Genomic DNA, 15,962 nt, shown 5'->3' on the forward strand with positions numbered 1-15,962 from the left:
GGAGCGAGTACTAAAAGTAAACTAAAAGACTATAATGAGGCTGGTCAAAAAGTCTAATACTCTTCGAAAATCAAAATTATTCGTTGTCAACTTGCCTTGATGAACTCCGGTTCTATCTTCGACTTCGTTTCCTAGGCTACTTTTGATTTTCATTGAGTATAAAAAAATAGCTTAGAATTGCATCGTCAGAAACGTTGATTCTAAGCTATTTTTGTTTATTCAAATTTTAATTGGTACTCAATGAAAATTAAAATCAGACTAGCTCCAATGGAGCTTGACACTCATCAAATCAAGTCAACAACGTCTGGTTTTGATTTTCGAAGAGTATGAAGAGGGAACTGACCGACCTCGTTGTGATTATTGCTCGTTAAAAAAAGCTTCATAGAGTGCGTGCAGAGCGCGTTTCTTTTCTTCGGTTTTGACAACGAACATAACAGAAACTTCGCTGGCTCCCTGTGAAATCATTGCCAAGTTGACATTTTGTTTAGAGAGGGCAGTGGTAGCGGTAGCTGTTACACCGACATGGCTCTTCATATTTTCACCAACAATCATGATAATAGATAAACCATGTTCGATTTCGGCCTTGTCAACTTCCATTTTCGTATTGAGTTGACGAAGGATCTCTTCTTCCTTGATAGGAGTCAATTCACGCTCACGGACTACGATGGATAAATCGTCAATCCCGGTCGGCATGTGCTCCCAGCGAATATTGAGATCTTCGAGAATTTGCAACACCTTGCGACCAAAACCAACTTCACGGTTCATCAAGTATTTGGACAAGTTAATGCTGACAAAACCATCGTCTGTAGCAATACCGACAACAGGAACTGTTTGCTCGGTATGTTTGTGTACAATTCGGGTACCAGGGTGAGTTGGGTTATTGGTGTTTTTGATAACCAATGGAATCCGCCCGCGATAGGCAGGAAGGAGGGCTTCATCGTGGAGGACGGAGAAACCTGCATAAGCTAATTCTCGCATTTCACGATAGGTCAATTCTTTGATTGAATGTGGATTTTTAATGATGCCAGGATGGGCAGCAAAAATACCATCGACATCTGTAAAGTTTTCATAGAGGTCAGCCTTGACCCCGGCAGCAATGATGGAACCTGTAATGTCCGATCCACCTCGTGAGAAGGTACAAATCTGGTTATCAACAGTTACACCGAAGAATCCTGGGATAATGAGTACTTCATCTGTATCACGAAGCTCTTCGATTTTGTCATAACTTGAAGGCAAAATGCGAGCATTTCCTGGTTCGGAGCTGACAATAATACCAGCTTTTTTAGGATGTACATAGCGTGCAGGCAATCCTCTGTGGGTAAAATATTCGGCAATCAATTTGGCATTATTATCTTCACCAGCTGCTAAGAATGCGTCGTAAAGGAATTCGTTATCATCAATTGGTAGGCTGGCCAAAGAGATGATGCTGTCTGCGATTTTCTTCATGCTGTTAGCTGTGAAACCAAGTTCGTCAACCATTGCCTGATAACGGTTGATGATCCATTCTTGACTGGCAGTCACATCTTTTCCGTTAACATATTCTTTATAATATTTAATCAACGCATCAGTAACTTTAGTATCCTCGGCATTGCGTTTTCCAGGTGCAGACACCACAACAAAGCGACGTTCTGAATCAGATTGAACAATATTGAAAACTTTTTCTAACTGTCCAGCAGAAGCAAGTGAGCTTCCCCCAAATTTAATAACTTTCATTCTCATCTCCTTGGATATTTTTTTCTATTATAGCAGAATGATATGAAATTGTCAGTATGTTCAGACAAATCTTGCCAAGAATTTTATCGAAAAACGAACAAGAGGCAAGTATGAAAATTTCAGAAAAACATTTTTTTCTTTCAACTGTGTTACAATTAAAGTAATAGGAGGCGAGTATGGTAAAAGCAATTATTTTCGACATGGATGGTGTACTTTTTGATACAGAAACATTCTATTTTCAACGTCGAGCGGATTTTTTAGCGACAAAAGGTTTATCGGTTGATCATTTGGATCCATCTATATTTGTCGGTGGAAGGGCTAGTCAAATTTGGAAACGGATTTTAGGGGATGATTATGATAACTGGGATGTCCCTGCCTTGGAAGAAGAATATCGTGTGTATAAAGAAAAGCGACCAACCCCTTATGCAGAGCGGATTTTTCCTGAAGTTAAAGCGGTATTGGAGAGACTAACTATCCAAGGTATTCCTGTAGTTTTGGCTTCAAATACCGACCGTTCAGAAATCGAACGTGCTCTACTAGATGCTGGTATACGCTCTCACTTTAGTCATGTTTTCTCAGCGATGGATTGTGAGGCCCCAAAACCAGATCCCGCGGTTTATGTGAAAGCAGCCAGTGCAACAGGAGTAGCTAAATCGGACATTTTAGTATTTGAAGATAGTGCGAAGGGGATTGAAGCTGCTAAAAAAGCAGGTTTGACAGTTTGGGCTATTCGAGACCAGCATTATGGAATTGATCAGTCGAAAGCAGACAAATTGGTAGACAATCTTGAAGATGCCTTTGACTTATTGCGATTTTAAGAAATGTTATATTTTAGTCCAAGTATCAGTTCTCGTGAAAAATGGTATTTCTAGCTCAGAATCCAGTTAGATCTTCCAAAATTATTGATGTAAAAAATGAAAGTTGTAAATTAAACTTAGAGCCTATAATTTACAGTTCAGACTTGTATATTGAGGTTGTTTTTTAAAAATATAGTCAGTATTTCATGCAAAAACTACCTTGATGAGTGAAAAAGCCAAGGCGCTTTTCGTGTGAATATAGGTTCTTAGACACGTTATTTTCTAGCATATCTAAATTTTATATTGCGATAATGGCCTCCATCTTTTTCGGACGTCACACTTTACTTGCTAGAAAAAAAGTGACAATTATAAAAACTGTGTTACAATGGAAAACAAGAATTTGAAGTTTGATATTCAAATCTTTTAATTATCAAACTATTTTGAAAGGAGCAAGAGAATGGCCTACCAAACAATTCGTTATGAAGTAATTGATTCCGTAGCGATTCTAACTTTAAACAGACCGGAAGTGGCAAATGGTTTTAATATTCCTATGTGTGAAGAAATCTTAGAAGCAATCCGCCTTGCAGAAGGGGATGCCTCCGTCAAAATTTTACAAATTCAAGCACAGGGTTCCATTTTCTCCGTGGGTGGAGATTTAGTTGAGATGAAGCGTGCAGTGGATGATGATGATATTGCTTCTTTGGTAAAAATAGCAGAGCTGGTGAATGATATTTCGTTTGCGATGAAGAAATTGTCTAAAGTGGTCATTATGGTGACGGATGGGGCAGTGGCTGGAGCCGCGGCTAATATGGCAGTGGCAGCTGATTTTGTTATTGCCTCCAGCAAGACAAAATTCATCCAAGCCTTTGTAGGTGTTGGACTTGCGCCGGATGCGGGGGGACTCTTTCTACTGAGTCGTGCTATTGGGGCTAATCGTGCTAGTCACTTGGCGATGACTGGAGAGGGCTTATCAGCGGATAAGGCTTTAGAATATGGGATTATTTATAAATTGGCAGAGCCAGAAAAACTAGAAAAGACAGTTGCCCAGGTCATAAAAAAACTCTTGCGAGGCTCAGTAAACTCTTATGCAGCAATCAAACAACTGACATGGGAAAGCCAATTTAAAGACTGGGAGTCTTATCGCCGATTGGAGCTGGATTTACAAGAAACATTGGCCTATAAAGAGGATTTTAAAGAGGGAGTTCGAGCGCATGCAGAACGACGTAGACCAGTGTTTACGGGAGATTGATTTTTAAATTAGTAAAAAAATATTTGACAATCAAAGTTTTATGGTTTATACTTTGACTATCAAAGTAAAGGAGGCCTGTTTTGGAAGATCCAAAAGTAAATGAATATCTAACGGCCATTTTTAACAATGTGTTGGTGATTGAAGAAACAAGTCTGCGTAGTAGCCGATTCAATGATATTTCGATTAAGGAAATGCACACGATTGATGTGATAGGAAGTATTGATGGAGCTACTCCGAGTGATGTTGCTCGGACTTTGATGGTAACCTTAGGTACTGTTACAACTAGCTTGAACAATTTGGAAAGAAAAGGATATGTTGAGCGTATTCGTTCGACCAAAGATCGGCGAGTTGTTCATCTCTATCTGACCAAAAAAGGTCGACTGGTCTATCGTTTACATCAACGATTTCACAATGAAATGGTGAAACAGATTACAGATGGTATGGATGATGCAGAGTATCAGGTAATGAAGAAAGGACTCATGAAACTCTATCACTTCTTGGAGGATTTGAAATGAGAAACCATGCTAAAATCAGTCAGGTGGCCCACTATCTTCCGAAGAAGATTGTGACCAATGATGATTTGGCCCAGCAAATGGATACCAGTGATGAGTGGATTCGTAGCCGTACAGGTATCGGTCAACGACACATTGTTACTGGAGAGACGACGAGTGATTTGGCTAGTCAAGTGGCTAGAAAATTACTGGAAAAGTCTCAGCTAGATGCTAGTGAAATTGACTTCATCATCGTAGCAACGATTACTCCGGATGCTTCAATGCCATCTACGGCAGCTATGGTCCAAGCAGCAATTGGCGCGAAAAAGGCTTTCGCCTATAATCTCGTTGCAGCTTGTTCAGGATTTGTTTTTGCGCTATCAACAGCGGAAAAATTACTTGCTTCAGGAGTCTATAAGAGAGGACTTGTCATTGGTGCAGAGACCCTATCTAGGTCTGTCGACTGGTCAGATCGATCAACGGCTGTTTTATTTGGAGATGGTGCTGGAGGAGTTTTGCTGGAAGCGTGTGAACAACCGAGCTTTTTAGCAGAAATCTTGCGAACGGATGGCGGTCGAGGTGCGAGTCTGACAGCAGGGATAGACCAGAAAGAGACGCCATTCTCGACACAAAGTCGTCAACAACCCTTTATCCAAATGGAGGGCAGAGCTATATTTGAATTTGCGACGAGGGATGTCACGGCAACCATGGCAGAGCTGCTAGAACAAGCTGATATGACTGTGGATTGCGTTGATTATTTCTTGCTCCATCAAGCCAATATACGTATTCTGGATAAGATGGCTCGTAAATTGGGAGTGGCGGGTGAAAAATTTCCAGCAAATATGGATAAATATGGCAATACCAGCGCAGCAAGTCTTCCTATTCTCTTATCAGAATGTGTAGAGAGCGGAATGTTGCGATTGGATGGAAGCCAGACTATTCTCATGGCTGGTTTCGGTGGAGGCCTCACATGGGGAACTCTACTCTTACAACTTTAGTTAATTCCTTGCCCTAGGCAAGATTAAAATATTTTATTTTCCAAAAGGAGACACATATCATGGCAGTATTTGAAAAAGTACAGGAAATCATCGTTGAAGAATTGGGTAAGGATGCTGAAGAAGTAACTCTTACAACAACCTTTGAGGATTTGGACGCAGATTCATTGGATCTTTTCCAAGTTATCTCTGAAATCGAAGATGCATTCGACATCCAAATCGACACTGAAGAAGGTTTGACTACTGTAGGCGATTTGGTTGCCTACGTTGAAGAAAAAACAAAATAATGACTGTTAAGGAAAGTGCTATTTAGCATTTTTCTTAAAATAAATACTTTGATAATCAAAACATTGAGATATCAAACTATTTTTGAGTGAGGGGGCAACCTTTCACTTGTTTACCTAATGATTTGATATTCAAATGATTAGGTAAGCAAGAAAAAAGATGAGGGAATTATGAAGATGAAAATAACAGAATTGCTCGATATTAAGTATCCAATTTTTCAAGGTGGTATGGCTTGGGTAGCTGATGGAGATTTGGCTGGTGCCGTATCTAATGCAGGTGGTCTAGGAATCATCGGCGGAGGAAATGCTCCAAAAGAAGTCGTTAAGGCAAACATTGATAAAGTCAAGTCCATCACAGACAAGCCTTTCGGTGTCAATATCATGCTCCTATCGCCTTTTGCAGATGACATTGTTGACTTGGTCATCGAAGAAGGTGTGAAAGTTGTCACCACAGGAGCAGGAAATCCAGGGAAGTATATGGAGCGTCTCCATGCTGCAGGGATTACAGTTATTCCTGTTGTACCAAGTGTAGCCCTTGCTAAACGCATGGAAAAACTGGGTGTGGATGCCGTCATCGCTGAAGGGATGGAAGCCGGAGGCCATATTGGTAAATTGACCACCATGACCTTGGTTCGTCAGGTTGTTGAAGCCGTATCTATTCCTGTTATTGCTGCTGGAGGTATTGCAGATGGTGCAGGTGCTGCGGCAGCCTTTATGTTGGGAGCAGAAGCGGTGCAAGTTGGAACTCGTTTTGTAGTAGCTACAGAGTCCAATGCCCATCAGGCTTATAAGGAAAAAGTTTTAAAAGCTAAGGATATTGATACAACTGTATCTGCTTCTATTGTTGGACATCCTGTGAGAGCCATCAAGAATAAGTTGTCATCTGCTTATGCAGCTGCAGAGAAAGATTTCTTGGCAGGTAAAATTTCAGCAGATGCTATTGAAGAACTTGGTGCAGGTGCCCTTCGTAATGCAGTTGTTGATGGTGATGTAACAAATGGCTCCGTGATGGCTGGTCAAATTGCTGGTCTGGTTTCTAAAGAAGAATCTTGTGAAGATATTTTGAAAGACATCTATTATGGAGCAGCCAAAGTGATTAGAGAAGAGGCAAGCCGTTGGGCTTCGGTTGGAGAATAGGATGACAAAGACAGCTTTTCTTTTTGCAGGTCAAGGGTCTCAGACAGTGGGGATGGCCCGTGACCTTTACGAATATTACCCGATAGTTAGAGAAACGTTTGACCAGGCTAGTCAGTTTCTGGGGTATGACATTCGTGACCTAATTGACAATCAAGAGGATAAATTACATCAGACTCGCTATACCCAGCCTGCGATTTTGACAACTTCCCTTGCTATTTATCGTTTATTGGCAGAAAAGAGGATTAAACCCGACATGGTGGCTGGTTTGTCCTTGGGAGAATACGCAGCCTTGGTTGCTTCAGGTGCTCTGGTCTTCGAAGATGCCATTGCCCTGATTGCCAAACGGGGTGAGTTTATGGAGACGGCTGCACCAGCAGGGACTGGTAAGATGGTCGCTGTCCTTAATGCAGATGTCAGCTTGATCGAAGAGGTCTGTTCATCTGTTACCTCTGGGATTGTTTCTCCAGCCAACTACAACACACCAGCCCAAATCGTTATCGGTGGCGAGGTGGCAGCTGTAGATGAGGCAGTGGAAGCCTTGAAGGCGGCGGGTGTCAAACGCATGATTCCCCTCAATGTGTCGGGGCCTTTCCATACGGCTCTCTTGCGTCCAGCGTCGGAGCAATTGGCTCAGGCCTTGGAGCAGGTGGAATTTTCGGACTTCCAAGTAGAGTTGGTCGGTAATACGGAAGCTAAGGTCATGAAAAAAGAGGACATCAAGTCCCTCTTGACCCGTCAAGTGATGGAACCAGTTCGTTTCTATGAGTCAATCGCAACCATGCAGGAAGCCGGTGTGACTAACTTTATTGAAATTGGTCCAGGTAAAGTCTTATCAGGATTTGTCAAGAAAATCGATAAGACGGCGCATGTTATAGCAATTGAAGACATAGAGGGACTACAAATAGTATTGAATAAATCATGAGGAGGAATCATGGAATTAACAAATAAAAATGTTTTTGTAACAGGTTCAAGCCGAGGAATCGGCTTGGCCATTGCCCATAAGTTTGCCAGTCTTGGTGCCAATGTGGTGCTGAACGGTCGTGGTCAGCTAGGCCAGGACTTGCTGGATAGCTTTGCAGATTACGGTGTGAAAGTCCTAGCTATTTCAGGAGATATTTCGAGCGCGGAAGATGCCAAACGAATGGTGGCAGAAGCTATCGGAACTCTCGGTAGCGTCGATATTTTGGTCAACAATGCAGGGATTACCAAAGACGGTATGGCTCTTCGTATGACAGAAGAGGATTTTGATACGGTTCTGAAGGTAAATCTTACTGGAACTTTTAATATGACGCAGGCTGTTTTGAAACCAATGACAAAGGCTCGTGAGGGTGCTATTATCAATCTATCAAGTGTATCTGGCTTGATTGGAAATGCTGGACAGGCCAACTATTCTGCTTCTAAGGCAGGTGTGATTGGATTTACTAAAGCCATTGCCCGTGAGGTTGCTGGGCGAAATGTTCGTGTCAATGCGATTGCGCCGGGCTTTATCCAGTCTGATATGACAGATGTTTTATCTGACAAGATTAAAGAAGCTATGACTGCACAAATTCCTATGAAACGCTTTGGTGCGACAGAAGAAGTAGCGGATGTAGCAGTGTTCTTGGCTAAGCAAGAATATCTAACAGGACAGGTGATTGCGGTTGACGGCGGCTTGACCATGCAGTAAGAGAGGTTTGAAAATGACAAAACTAAATCGTGTAGTGGTGACAGGCTACGGTCTGACATCTCCAATCGGAAATACGCCAGAGGAGTTCTGGGATAGTTTGAAGGCTGGGAAAATTGGGATCGGAAAGATTACCAAGTTTGATACCAGTGAATATTCGGTCCATAATGCTGCGGAATTAAAAGATTTTCCTTTTGACAAATATTTCGTTAAAAAGGATACAAATCGCTACGATAATTACTCGCTCTATGCACTCTATGCAGCTAAAGAAGCGATTGCTAATGCACAGCTGGATACAGAGACAGTGGATAGTGACCGTTTTGGCGTTATCTTATCAACAGGTATCGGTGGTATTTTAGAAATTGAAGAGCAAGTGGCTCGGATGAACGAAAAAGGTCCAAAACGCATTCGTCCCATGGCTCTTCCAAAGGCCTTGCCAAACATGGCTGCTGGAAATATTGCTATGCAGGTCGGTGCAAATGGTGTCTGTAAGTGTGTCATCACAGCCTGTGCTTCGTCAAATGATGCCTTAGGAGAAGCCTTCCGTGAAATCAAGTTTGGTTTCCAAGATGTCATGTTGGCAGGTGGAGCAGAAGCAGCCATTACTCCGTTTGCAATCGGTGGTTTCCAAGCTTTGACAGCTATGTCGACTACTGAGGATCCAGAACGTGCGTCTATTCCATTTGACAAGGACCGCAATGGTTTTGTCATGGGAGAGGGTTCCGCGGTTTTAGTATTGGAAAGTTTGGAACACGCAGAGGCGCGTGGGGCGACGATTTTGGCTGAAATCGTTGGTTATGGAAATACTTGCGATGCTTACCACATGACTTCGCCACATCCAGAAGGTCTGGGTGCTATTAAGGCCATGAAGTTGGCCATTTCAGAAGCAGGTTTAGAGCCAGCTGATATTGACTACATCAATGCCCATGGTACTTCGACACCGGCTAATGAAAAAGGGGAAAGCCAAGCTATCGTATCCGTCTTCGGAAAGAACACGCCAGTTTCTTCTACCAAGTCCTTCACTGGTCACTTGTTGGGGGCAGCGGGTGCCGTTGAAGCGGCGGCTGTTATTGAGGCTATGCGTCACTCTTACGCACCAAAGACAGCTGGTACGACAGAATTATCTGAAGATATTGAAGCGGATGTCATTTATGGACAGGGGCGTGATATGGAAATCCGTCATGCCATTTCAAATACATTTGGCTTTGGAGGTCACAACTCGGTGATTGCTTTCAAACGTTGGGAGGCCTAAGTGAATATTACAGAAATTAAGGACCTGATGAGTCAGTTTGATCAGTCAAGTTTGCGAGAATTTTCATATAGCAATGCTGGGGAAACCTTGCATTTCAGTAAAAACCAGCAGGCGACAGCGGCTCCGAGTCCAATCGTAGAAGCTCCGCTTGCTCCAGTAGCTCCTGCAAGCCCAGCCCCTGTGCCAGCAGTTGAAATGAGTGAGCCAGCTCCAGTAGAAGCCAGCTCAGCCCCTGCGGCAGAAGGTGCGGTAATGGAAAGTCCCTTGGTCGGGGTGGCTTATTTGTCGCCAGCCCCTGACAAGCCAGCCTTTGTAGCAGTTGGCGATACGGTCAAAAAAGGGCAGACCCTCATGATTATCGAAGCCATGAAGGTCATGAACGAAGTGCCTGCTGACCGTGACGGTGTGGTCACAGAGATTTTGGTGGCCAATCAGGACGTTGTAGAATTTGGACAAGGATTGGTACGCATCAAATGATTGATATTTTGAAAATTAAAGAGGCACTACCTCATCGCTACCCTATGCTCTTGGTCGATCGTGTCCTTGAAGTATCGGAAGATGAGATTGTCGCCCTCAAAAATGTGACCATTAACGAGCCCTTCTTCAACGGGCATTTCCCAGACTATCCTGTTATGCCAGGTGTTCTCATCATGGAGGCCTTGGCTCAAACCGCAGGTGTCTTGGAGTTATCCAAGGAAGAAAACAAGGGCAAGCTGGTTTTTTATGCCGGCATGGACAAGGTCAAATTTAAGAAGCAAGTTGTACCTGGTGACCAGTTGATTATGACAGCTAAATTTGTCAAACGCCGTGGAACCATTGCGGTCGTTGAGGCAAAGGCAGAGGTGGACAGAAAACTGGCTGCGTCGGGGACGTTGACTTTTGGTATTGGAAAATAAATCAGTTCTCCATTTTATCTTTTATTGCGTCGACGAACGAGGAAACTTCGTTTCCTTATTTCCAACTTCAAATAATTTCATCATTATTTGAACTCGTTTTGCCGTACCCAAGTACTGTCTACAACAATTGATACGAATTTTATTCGTCTCATTTCCAACCTCCAAAGGTTTCCCAAACCTTTGGAGCAAGCACTAAAAGTAAAATGAAGAACTGCTATTGATAACCGTTATTTAATATTCTCACCTTGAGATTGTTATAACAATTATTCTATGTTAAAAAGGAGATAGGATTCATCATGTTTGAGAAGATTTTGATTGCCAATCGTGGTGAGATTGCGGTGCGGATTATTCGTGCGGCCAGAGAGCTAGGAATTGCGACGGTAGCTGTCTATTCAGAGGCTGACAAGGAAGCTCTCCACACCATGTTGGCAGATGAGGCTGTCTGTATCGGCCCAGCCCGTTCGACAGACTCCTATCTCAATATGCAGGCAGTCATCTCGGCGGCTGTTGTGACAGGTGCCCAGGCCATTCATCCTGGCTTTGGATTTTTGAGTGAAAACTCTAAGTTCGCCACCCTTTGTGAAGAGGTTGGTATCAAGTTCATCGGACCTTCTGGGATGGTTATGGATACCATGGGCGATAAAATCAATGCACGTGCAGAGATGATTAAGGCCCAAGTGCCTGTCATTCCAGGATCGGACGGCGAAGTTTTGACCAGCCAAGAAGCCCTTGAAATCGCGGAAAAGATTGGTTACCCCGTCATGCTCAAGGCATCGGCAGGTGGTGGCGGTAAGGGGATTCGTAAGGTGGAAAAAGCCGAAGAACTAGTGCCTGCCTTTGAATCAGCTTCCAGCGAAGCCAAGGCAGCCTTTGGAAGCGGAGCCATGTATATGGAGCGTGTTGTCTATCCTGCCCGGCATATCGAGGTGCAGATTTTAGCGGACCAACATGGGCATGTCATCCATCTGGGAGAACGGGATTGTTCCCTTCAACGCAACAACCAGAAGGTCTTAGAAGAGGCACCATCCATCGCTATTGGTCAGACTATGCGGAATCGGATCGGTCAGGCTGCGGTCCGTGCAGCCCAATCAGTCGGCTATGAAAATGCGGGGACTATTGAGTTCCTCTTGGACGAAGCCAAGGACGAATTTTACTTCATGGAAATGAACACACGGGTGCAGGTAGAACATCCTGTAACTGAATTTGTAACTGGTGTGGATATTGTCAAGGAGCAAATCAAGATTGCAGCTGGTCAGGAACTCAGCGTTCGCCAAGAAGATGTGCGGATTACAGGTCATGCCATTGAATGTCGCATCAATGCTGAAAATCCAGCCTTCAACTTCGCTCCAAGTCCAGGTAAGATTTCCAACCTCTACCTGCCAAGCGGAGGGGTTGGTTTGCGTGTAGATTCGGCAGTTTATCCAGGCTACACCATTCCGCCTTACTATGATTCGATGATAGCTAAGGTCATCGTGCATGGGGAAAATCGTTTTGAAGCCCTGATGAAGATGCAGCGAGCCCTCTACGAATTGGAAATTGACGGAGTGGTGACCAATACGGACTTCCAGCTGGACTTGATTTCCGACAAGCGAGTGGTGGCTGGTGATTACGACACCGCCTACCTCATGGAGGAATTTTTACCCCGCTATCAGGAAGAATTAAAAAAGTAAACTAGGAGAATGCTATGGCTTTGTTTCGCAAAAAGGACAAATATATCCGCATCAATCCCAATCGTTCGCGGATAGAGTCAGCACCTCAAGCAAAGCCAGAGGTGCCAGATGAACTCTTTTCCAAATGCCCAGCTTGTAAGGAAATCCTCTACAAGAAGGACTTGGGACCAGAGAAAACCTGTCAACACTGTTCCTATAATTTTCGGATTACAGCCCAGGAACGCCTGGCTTTGACAGTTGATGACGGTTCGTTTGAGGAATTATTTACGGGGATTGAAACCAAAAATCCCTTGGACTTCCCCAATTATCTAGAGAAATTAGCAGCCACCCGTCAAAAGACAGGCTTGGACGAGGCTGTTTTGACAGGCAAGGCAACAATCGGCGGACAGCCAGTTGCTTTGGGAATCATGGATTCTCACTTTATCATGGCCTCTATGGGAACGGTAGTTGGTGAGAAAATTACCCGCCTCTTTGAGTTGGCTACTGAAGAGAAACTGCCAGTCGTCCTCTTTACCGCATCTGGTGGTGCTCGCATGCAGGAAGGCATCATGAGCCTGATGCAAATGGCCAAGATTTCAGCAGCAGTGAAACGCCATTCCAATGCTGGCCTCTTTTACCTGACGGTCTTGACAGACCCCACAACAGGAGGTGTAACGGCTAGTTTTGCCATGGAAGGTGATATTATCCTAGCAGAGCCGCAGACCTTGGTAGGATTTGCAGGCCGTAGGGTTATTGAGTCAACCGTTCGGGAAAATCTGCCTGATGATTTCCAGAAGGCTGAATTTTTACAAGAACACGGCTTTGTTGACGCTATTGTCAAACGCCAAGACCTGCCTGCGACCATCAGTCGCTTGTTGAGAATGCATGGAGGTGTCAGATGACCAGTGATGTAGCACGTATGATCCGTTTGGCACGTGACCAGGTTCGCCTGACCACCTTGGACTATGCCACACAGCTCTTTGATGACTTTATCGAATTGCACGGAGATCGGAATTTCCGCGATGATGGAGCGGTTGTCGGTGGGATTGGCTTTTTAGCAGGTCAGCCTGTGACAGTTATCGGTATTCAAAAAGGGAAGAACCTTCAGGACAACCTCAAACGGAATTTCGGTCAACCTCACCCAGAAGGCTACCGCAAGGCCCTTCGTCTCATGAAACAGGCGGAGAAGTTCGGGCGTCCCGTTGTTACCTTCATCAATACTGCTGGAGCCTATCCAGGCGTCGGTGCCGAGGAGCGTGGGCAGGGCGAGGCCATTGCCCGCAACCTCATGGAGATGAGTGATCTCAAGGTGCCCATTATCGCTATTATCATCGGCGAGGGAGGCTCTGGTGGAGCTCTGGCTCTAGCGGTCGCAGACCAGGTCTGGATGCTGGAAAACTCCATGTACGCCGTCCTCAGCCCCGAAGGTTTCGCCTCTATCCTCTGGAAAGACGGCAGTCGGGCCATGGAAGCGGCCGAACTCATGAAGATCACCTCCTATGAGTTGGAGAAGCTCCAAGTGGTCGATCGGGTGGTTTTGGAAAATGGCAGAGCGACCAAGGAAGTCTTGGTTGACATCAAGGAAAACCTCATCAGCCAGTTGGCTCAACTACAAGCCTTGCCACTTGATAAATTGCTCGAAAACCGCTATCAACGCTTTAGAAAATACTAGGAAGACCTAGTATTTTTTTGTGATATTTGATATAATAAATAAAATAGTTTCCAGGAGGTTTTCCATGTTAGTAAAAGCAGATTTATCAAACGCAGAAGAATTGCTACCTATTCAGCACCGAGCATTTGCAGCTTTGTATGAAACCTACCAGGACCAGTACAACCCTGTCATTGAAACCATGGACTATTTCCAGTCACGCTTTGCACGACCAAATTGCAGCTACTACAAGATTGTCGAGGAAGGGCACACAGTCGGACTAGTACGAACAACGGTCGCTGAAGATGCTGACCAGGGCTGGCTAGGCTTGATTGGCATTGATCCAGACCACAGGGGAAAAGGCCATGGTCATAAGGCTATGTTAGAGTTAGAACAACTTTATCCAACGGTTAAGCGTTGGGTGCTCTGTACGATCTTGCAGGAGCCTAGATTAGTTGCTTTCTACGAAAAACTCGGCTACAAGTCTATAAATACAGAGCCTGAGCAGGAGGGTATAGATATGGTCTATATGGAGAAGTGGATAGGATAGGAGGTTAGAAATGCTAGAAACATTCAGTCAACGATTGGAATGGATTTGTAGGAAAATCTGGATTTTACTGCAGGCCTTTCTATTGTTGCTTCTTGAACTCATTCCAACTTTCATATTGCAAAAATCCACCTCGCCAGTCGCTCAATGGACTGCCGGCCTATCTTCTATTGGAATAATGGTCTTTATGTGTTGGTTGGCAGAAAGGAAAGGGCTTGCCATTTGGGATAGAAAATTCCTGACCTGGAAGGGACTTGGATTGGTTGCACTGACCGTACTATTTACCAGCCTTTCTACTGTCTTAGGGCATACTATCATGGACCTTCAAGGGATTGAAGATACGGCTAATCAGATTGGTATTGACAAGCTGTTGCGAATGATTCCCTTTGGGTTAGCCTTTGTTAGAATTGCCTGTCAGGCAGCGATTTCAGAGGAGATCATTGTCAGAGGCTATCTATTCAAAAAGTTTTTTGAAAAGCACAAGATTTTGGGAATTGTGGTGTCTGGTTTGGTATTTGCTTTTCTGCATGGACCAACAGATTTGGGCTCTTGGATTATTTATGCTAGTCCAGGTTTTATCTTGGCTTACTTGTACTATAAGACAGATTATCTGATTTACCCAATAGCAGTTCATTTCATAAATAATGCTTGGGCGGTGGTGGCTTTCTACTATTTATAAAACTGCAATAAAATATAGCTCTTGAAAGCTGGAAGAATGCCCTCTTAACTAACCTTGTTAGGAACTATCAGATTTTCCTATTGGATAATTAATCAACGCTTTAGAAAATACTAGGAATACTTAGTATTTTTTATTGGTTTCTATTGACAAATATCCTGTATCGTTGTATTATAAGTATATTACAAAAGCTAATTACATAATCCTTTGATTATGTATCAGAATAGGGGATTGATATGAAAACATTTTGTCAAGGGATGAAATGGCTTGGTCGAAAACTTTGGGTATTACTGAGAGCGTTTGGTTTGTTATTAATTGCTGTTCTTCCAGATGCTATTTTAGAGGTATCTACTTCTCAATTAGCCCAGTGGGGAGCAGCCTTAGTATCCTTCGTGATTATTGTCTTTATGTACTGGAGAGCTGAGAAGAATGGTATCAAGATTTGGGATAGAAGTTTTTTAACTTGGAAAGGTCTTGGTTTAGTTGTCTTAACATTCGCGGTAGCTCAGCTGTTTAAACACCTTGGCTATTACATTATGGAACTTCAGGGGATTGAAGAAACCAGCAATGAGCTTGAATTGACAAAGTTATTAGAAAACATTCCATTTTGGTTAGCCTTTGTTAGAATTGCCTGTCAGGCAGCGATTTCAGAGGAGATCATTGTCAGAGGCTATCTATTCAAAAAGCTATTTGAAAAGTACAAGATTCTAGGAATTGTAGTATCTGGTTTGATTTTTGCTTTCCTGCATGGACCAACAGATTTGGGTTCATGGATTATTTATGCTAGCCCAGGATTTATCTTGGCTTACTTGTACTATAAGACAGATTATCTGATTTACCCTATTGCAGTTCATTTTATCAATAATGCCTGGTCGGTAGTGGCATTTTACTATTTTCAATAAGTAAGAAAAAAGACGATTCCGTTTGGAGTCGTCTTTTGCTATTGTCAGTACAAGCCTTGTCAC

Annotated in this window: 18 protein-coding genes; 17 read left to right on the plus strand and 1 reads right to left on the minus strand. The window is 43.6% G+C overall.

What is annotated here, in order from left to right; translation table 11 throughout:
* Positions 1-357: 357 nt before the first annotated feature.
* Positions 358-1,713: an aspartate kinase gene (locus K6969_RS02295; protein WP_171942740.1), complete on the minus strand. Its 1,356-nt coding sequence runs from the start codon at positions 1,711-1,713 to the stop codon at positions 358-360.
* A 176-nt stretch (positions 1,714-1,889) separates the two neighbouring features.
* On the opposite strand from K6969_RS02295, the gene K6969_RS02300 reads away from it, so the two are divergent.
* From K6969_RS02300 to K6969_RS02380, 17 genes are all read left to right on the plus strand, one after another.
* On the plus strand, positions 1,890-2,531 hold the full coding sequence (locus K6969_RS02300; protein WP_044760060.1) for an HAD family hydrolase: 642 nt from the start codon (positions 1,890-1,892) through the stop codon (positions 2,529-2,531).
* A 436-nt stretch (positions 2,532-2,967) separates the two neighbouring features.
* Entirely contained in the window at positions 2,968-3,759 is a 792-nt protein-coding gene (locus tag K6969_RS02305; protein ID WP_012027714.1) for an enoyl-CoA hydratase, read from the plus strand.
* An 80-nt stretch (positions 3,760-3,839) separates the two neighbouring features.
* The gene (locus K6969_RS02310; RefSeq protein ID WP_002942505.1) at positions 3,840-4,274 is read left to right on the plus strand and encodes a MarR family winged helix-turn-helix transcriptional regulator; all 435 of its coding nucleotides are present in this window, start codon (positions 3,840-3,842) and stop codon (positions 4,272-4,274) included.
* The gene (locus tag K6969_RS02315) at positions 4,271-5,248 is read left to right on the plus strand and encodes a beta-ketoacyl-ACP synthase III (protein ID WP_029174479.1); all 978 of its coding nucleotides are present in this window, start codon (positions 4,271-4,273) and stop codon (positions 5,246-5,248) included. The genes K6969_RS02310 and K6969_RS02315 overlap by 4 nt, the downstream gene beginning before the upstream one ends.
* A gap of 59 nt (positions 5,249-5,307) precedes the next feature.
* Positions 5,308-5,532, plus strand: coding sequence for an acyl carrier protein (locus K6969_RS02320; RefSeq protein WP_002938891.1), 225 nt, complete (start codon positions 5,308-5,310; stop codon positions 5,530-5,532).
* Positions 5,533-5,700: 168 nt separating this feature from the next.
* A complete protein-coding gene (gene fabK / locus K6969_RS02325) occupies positions 5,701-6,666 on the plus strand; it encodes an enoyl-[acyl-carrier-protein] reductase FabK (RefSeq protein WP_029174478.1) in 966 nt (321 codons plus the stop codon).
* A 1-nt stretch (position 6,667) separates the two neighbouring features.
* The gene (fabD, locus tag K6969_RS02330; RefSeq protein ID WP_029174477.1) at positions 6,668-7,588 is read left to right on the plus strand and encodes an ACP S-malonyltransferase; all 921 of its coding nucleotides are present in this window, start codon (positions 6,668-6,670) and stop codon (positions 7,586-7,588) included.
* A 9-nt stretch (positions 7,589-7,597) separates the two neighbouring features.
* Positions 7,598-8,332 (plus strand): 3-oxoacyl-[acyl-carrier-protein] reductase, encoded by a 735-nt coding sequence (gene fabG / locus K6969_RS02335; RefSeq protein ID WP_029174476.1) that lies wholly within the window; start codon positions 7,598-7,600, stop codon positions 8,330-8,332.
* Positions 8,333-8,345: 13 nt separating this feature from the next.
* A complete protein-coding gene (gene fabF, locus K6969_RS02340) occupies positions 8,346-9,581 on the plus strand; it encodes a beta-ketoacyl-ACP synthase II (protein WP_029174475.1) in 1,236 nt (411 codons plus the stop codon).
* The gene (accB, locus tag K6969_RS02345) at positions 9,582-10,058 is read left to right on the plus strand and encodes an acetyl-CoA carboxylase biotin carboxyl carrier protein (protein WP_029174474.1); all 477 of its coding nucleotides are present in this window, start codon (positions 9,582-9,584) and stop codon (positions 10,056-10,058) included.
* Entirely contained in the window at positions 10,055-10,477 is a 423-nt protein-coding gene (fabZ, locus tag K6969_RS02350; RefSeq protein ID WP_321537450.1) for a 3-hydroxyacyl-ACP dehydratase FabZ, read from the plus strand. Before accB ends, fabZ begins: the two co-directional genes overlap by 4 nt.
* Before the next feature lie 296 nt (positions 10,478-10,773).
* Positions 10,774-12,147: an acetyl-CoA carboxylase biotin carboxylase subunit gene (locus K6969_RS02355; protein ID WP_321537451.1), complete on the plus strand. Its 1,374-nt coding sequence runs from the start codon at positions 10,774-10,776 to the stop codon at positions 12,145-12,147.
* Between the two features lie 14 nt (positions 12,148-12,161).
* Positions 12,162-13,028, plus strand: coding sequence for an acetyl-CoA carboxylase, carboxyltransferase subunit beta (accD, locus tag K6969_RS02360; RefSeq protein WP_024418178.1), 867 nt, complete (start codon positions 12,162-12,164; stop codon positions 13,026-13,028).
* Entirely contained in the window at positions 13,025-13,798 is a 774-nt protein-coding gene (locus tag K6969_RS02365) for an acetyl-CoA carboxylase carboxyl transferase subunit alpha (RefSeq protein WP_171942739.1), read from the plus strand. The genes accD and K6969_RS02365 overlap by 4 nt, the downstream gene beginning before the upstream one ends.
* Before the next feature lie 64 nt (positions 13,799-13,862).
* Complete coding sequence (locus tag K6969_RS02370) at positions 13,863-14,324, plus strand: GNAT family N-acetyltransferase (protein WP_171942738.1); 462 nt, start codon at positions 13,863-13,865, stop codon at positions 14,322-14,324.
* Between the two features lie 10 nt (positions 14,325-14,334).
* Positions 14,335-15,000, plus strand: coding sequence for a CPBP family intramembrane glutamic endopeptidase (locus tag K6969_RS02375; protein ID WP_029174469.1), 666 nt, complete (start codon positions 14,335-14,337; stop codon positions 14,998-15,000).
* A gap of 233 nt (positions 15,001-15,233) precedes the next feature.
* On the plus strand, positions 15,234-15,899 hold the full coding sequence (locus K6969_RS02380) for a CPBP family intramembrane glutamic endopeptidase (RefSeq protein WP_171942737.1): 666 nt from the start codon (positions 15,234-15,236) through the stop codon (positions 15,897-15,899).
* Positions 15,900-15,962 lie beyond the last annotated feature (63 nt).

The organism is Streptococcus suis, from assembly GCF_019856455.1.
Lineage (GTDB): Bacteria > Bacillota > Bacilli > Lactobacillales > Streptococcaceae > Streptococcus > Streptococcus suis_AE.

Excerpts from the sequence above, each read along its gene's own strand:
- K6969_RS02295 (WP_171942740.1), bottom strand. The coding sequence starts at position 1,713 with ATGAAAGTTATTAAATTTGGGGGAAGCTCACTTGCTTCTGCTGGACAG.
- K6969_RS02300 (WP_044760060.1), top strand. The coding sequence starts at position 1,890 with ATGGTAAAAGCAATTATTTTCGACATGGATGGTGTACTTTTTGATACA.
- K6969_RS02305 (WP_012027714.1), top strand. The coding sequence starts at position 2,968 with ATGGCCTACCAAACAATTCGTTATGAAGTAATTGATTCCGTAGCGATT.
- K6969_RS02315 (WP_029174479.1), top strand. The coding sequence starts at position 4,271 with ATGAGAAACCATGCTAAAATCAGTCAGGTGGCCCACTATCTTCCGAAG.
- K6969_RS02320 (WP_002938891.1), top strand. The coding sequence starts at position 5,308 with ATGGCAGTATTTGAAAAAGTACAGGAAATCATCGTTGAAGAATTGGGT.
- fabK (WP_029174478.1), top strand. The coding sequence starts at position 5,701 with ATGAAGATGAAAATAACAGAATTGCTCGATATTAAGTATCCAATTTTT.
- fabD (WP_029174477.1), top strand. The coding sequence starts at position 6,668 with ATGACAAAGACAGCTTTTCTTTTTGCAGGTCAAGGGTCTCAGACAGTG.
- fabG (WP_029174476.1), top strand. The coding sequence starts at position 7,598 with ATGGAATTAACAAATAAAAATGTTTTTGTAACAGGTTCAAGCCGAGGA.
- fabF (WP_029174475.1), top strand. The coding sequence starts at position 8,346 with ATGACAAAACTAAATCGTGTAGTGGTGACAGGCTACGGTCTGACATCT.
- fabZ (WP_321537450.1), top strand. The coding sequence starts at position 10,055 with ATGATTGATATTTTGAAAATTAAAGAGGCACTACCTCATCGCTACCCT.
- K6969_RS02355 (WP_321537451.1), top strand. The coding sequence starts at position 10,774 with ATGTTTGAGAAGATTTTGATTGCCAATCGTGGTGAGATTGCGGTGCGG.
- accD (WP_024418178.1), top strand. The coding sequence starts at position 12,162 with ATGGCTTTGTTTCGCAAAAAGGACAAATATATCCGCATCAATCCCAAT.
- K6969_RS02365 (WP_171942739.1), top strand. The coding sequence starts at position 13,025 with ATGACCAGTGATGTAGCACGTATGATCCGTTTGGCACGTGACCAGGTT.
- K6969_RS02370 (WP_171942738.1), top strand. The coding sequence starts at position 13,863 with ATGTTAGTAAAAGCAGATTTATCAAACGCAGAAGAATTGCTACCTATT.
- K6969_RS02375 (WP_029174469.1), top strand. The coding sequence starts at position 14,335 with ATGCTAGAAACATTCAGTCAACGATTGGAATGGATTTGTAGGAAAATC.
- K6969_RS02380 (WP_171942737.1), top strand. The coding sequence starts at position 15,234 with ATGAAAACATTTTGTCAAGGGATGAAATGGCTTGGTCGAAAACTTTGG.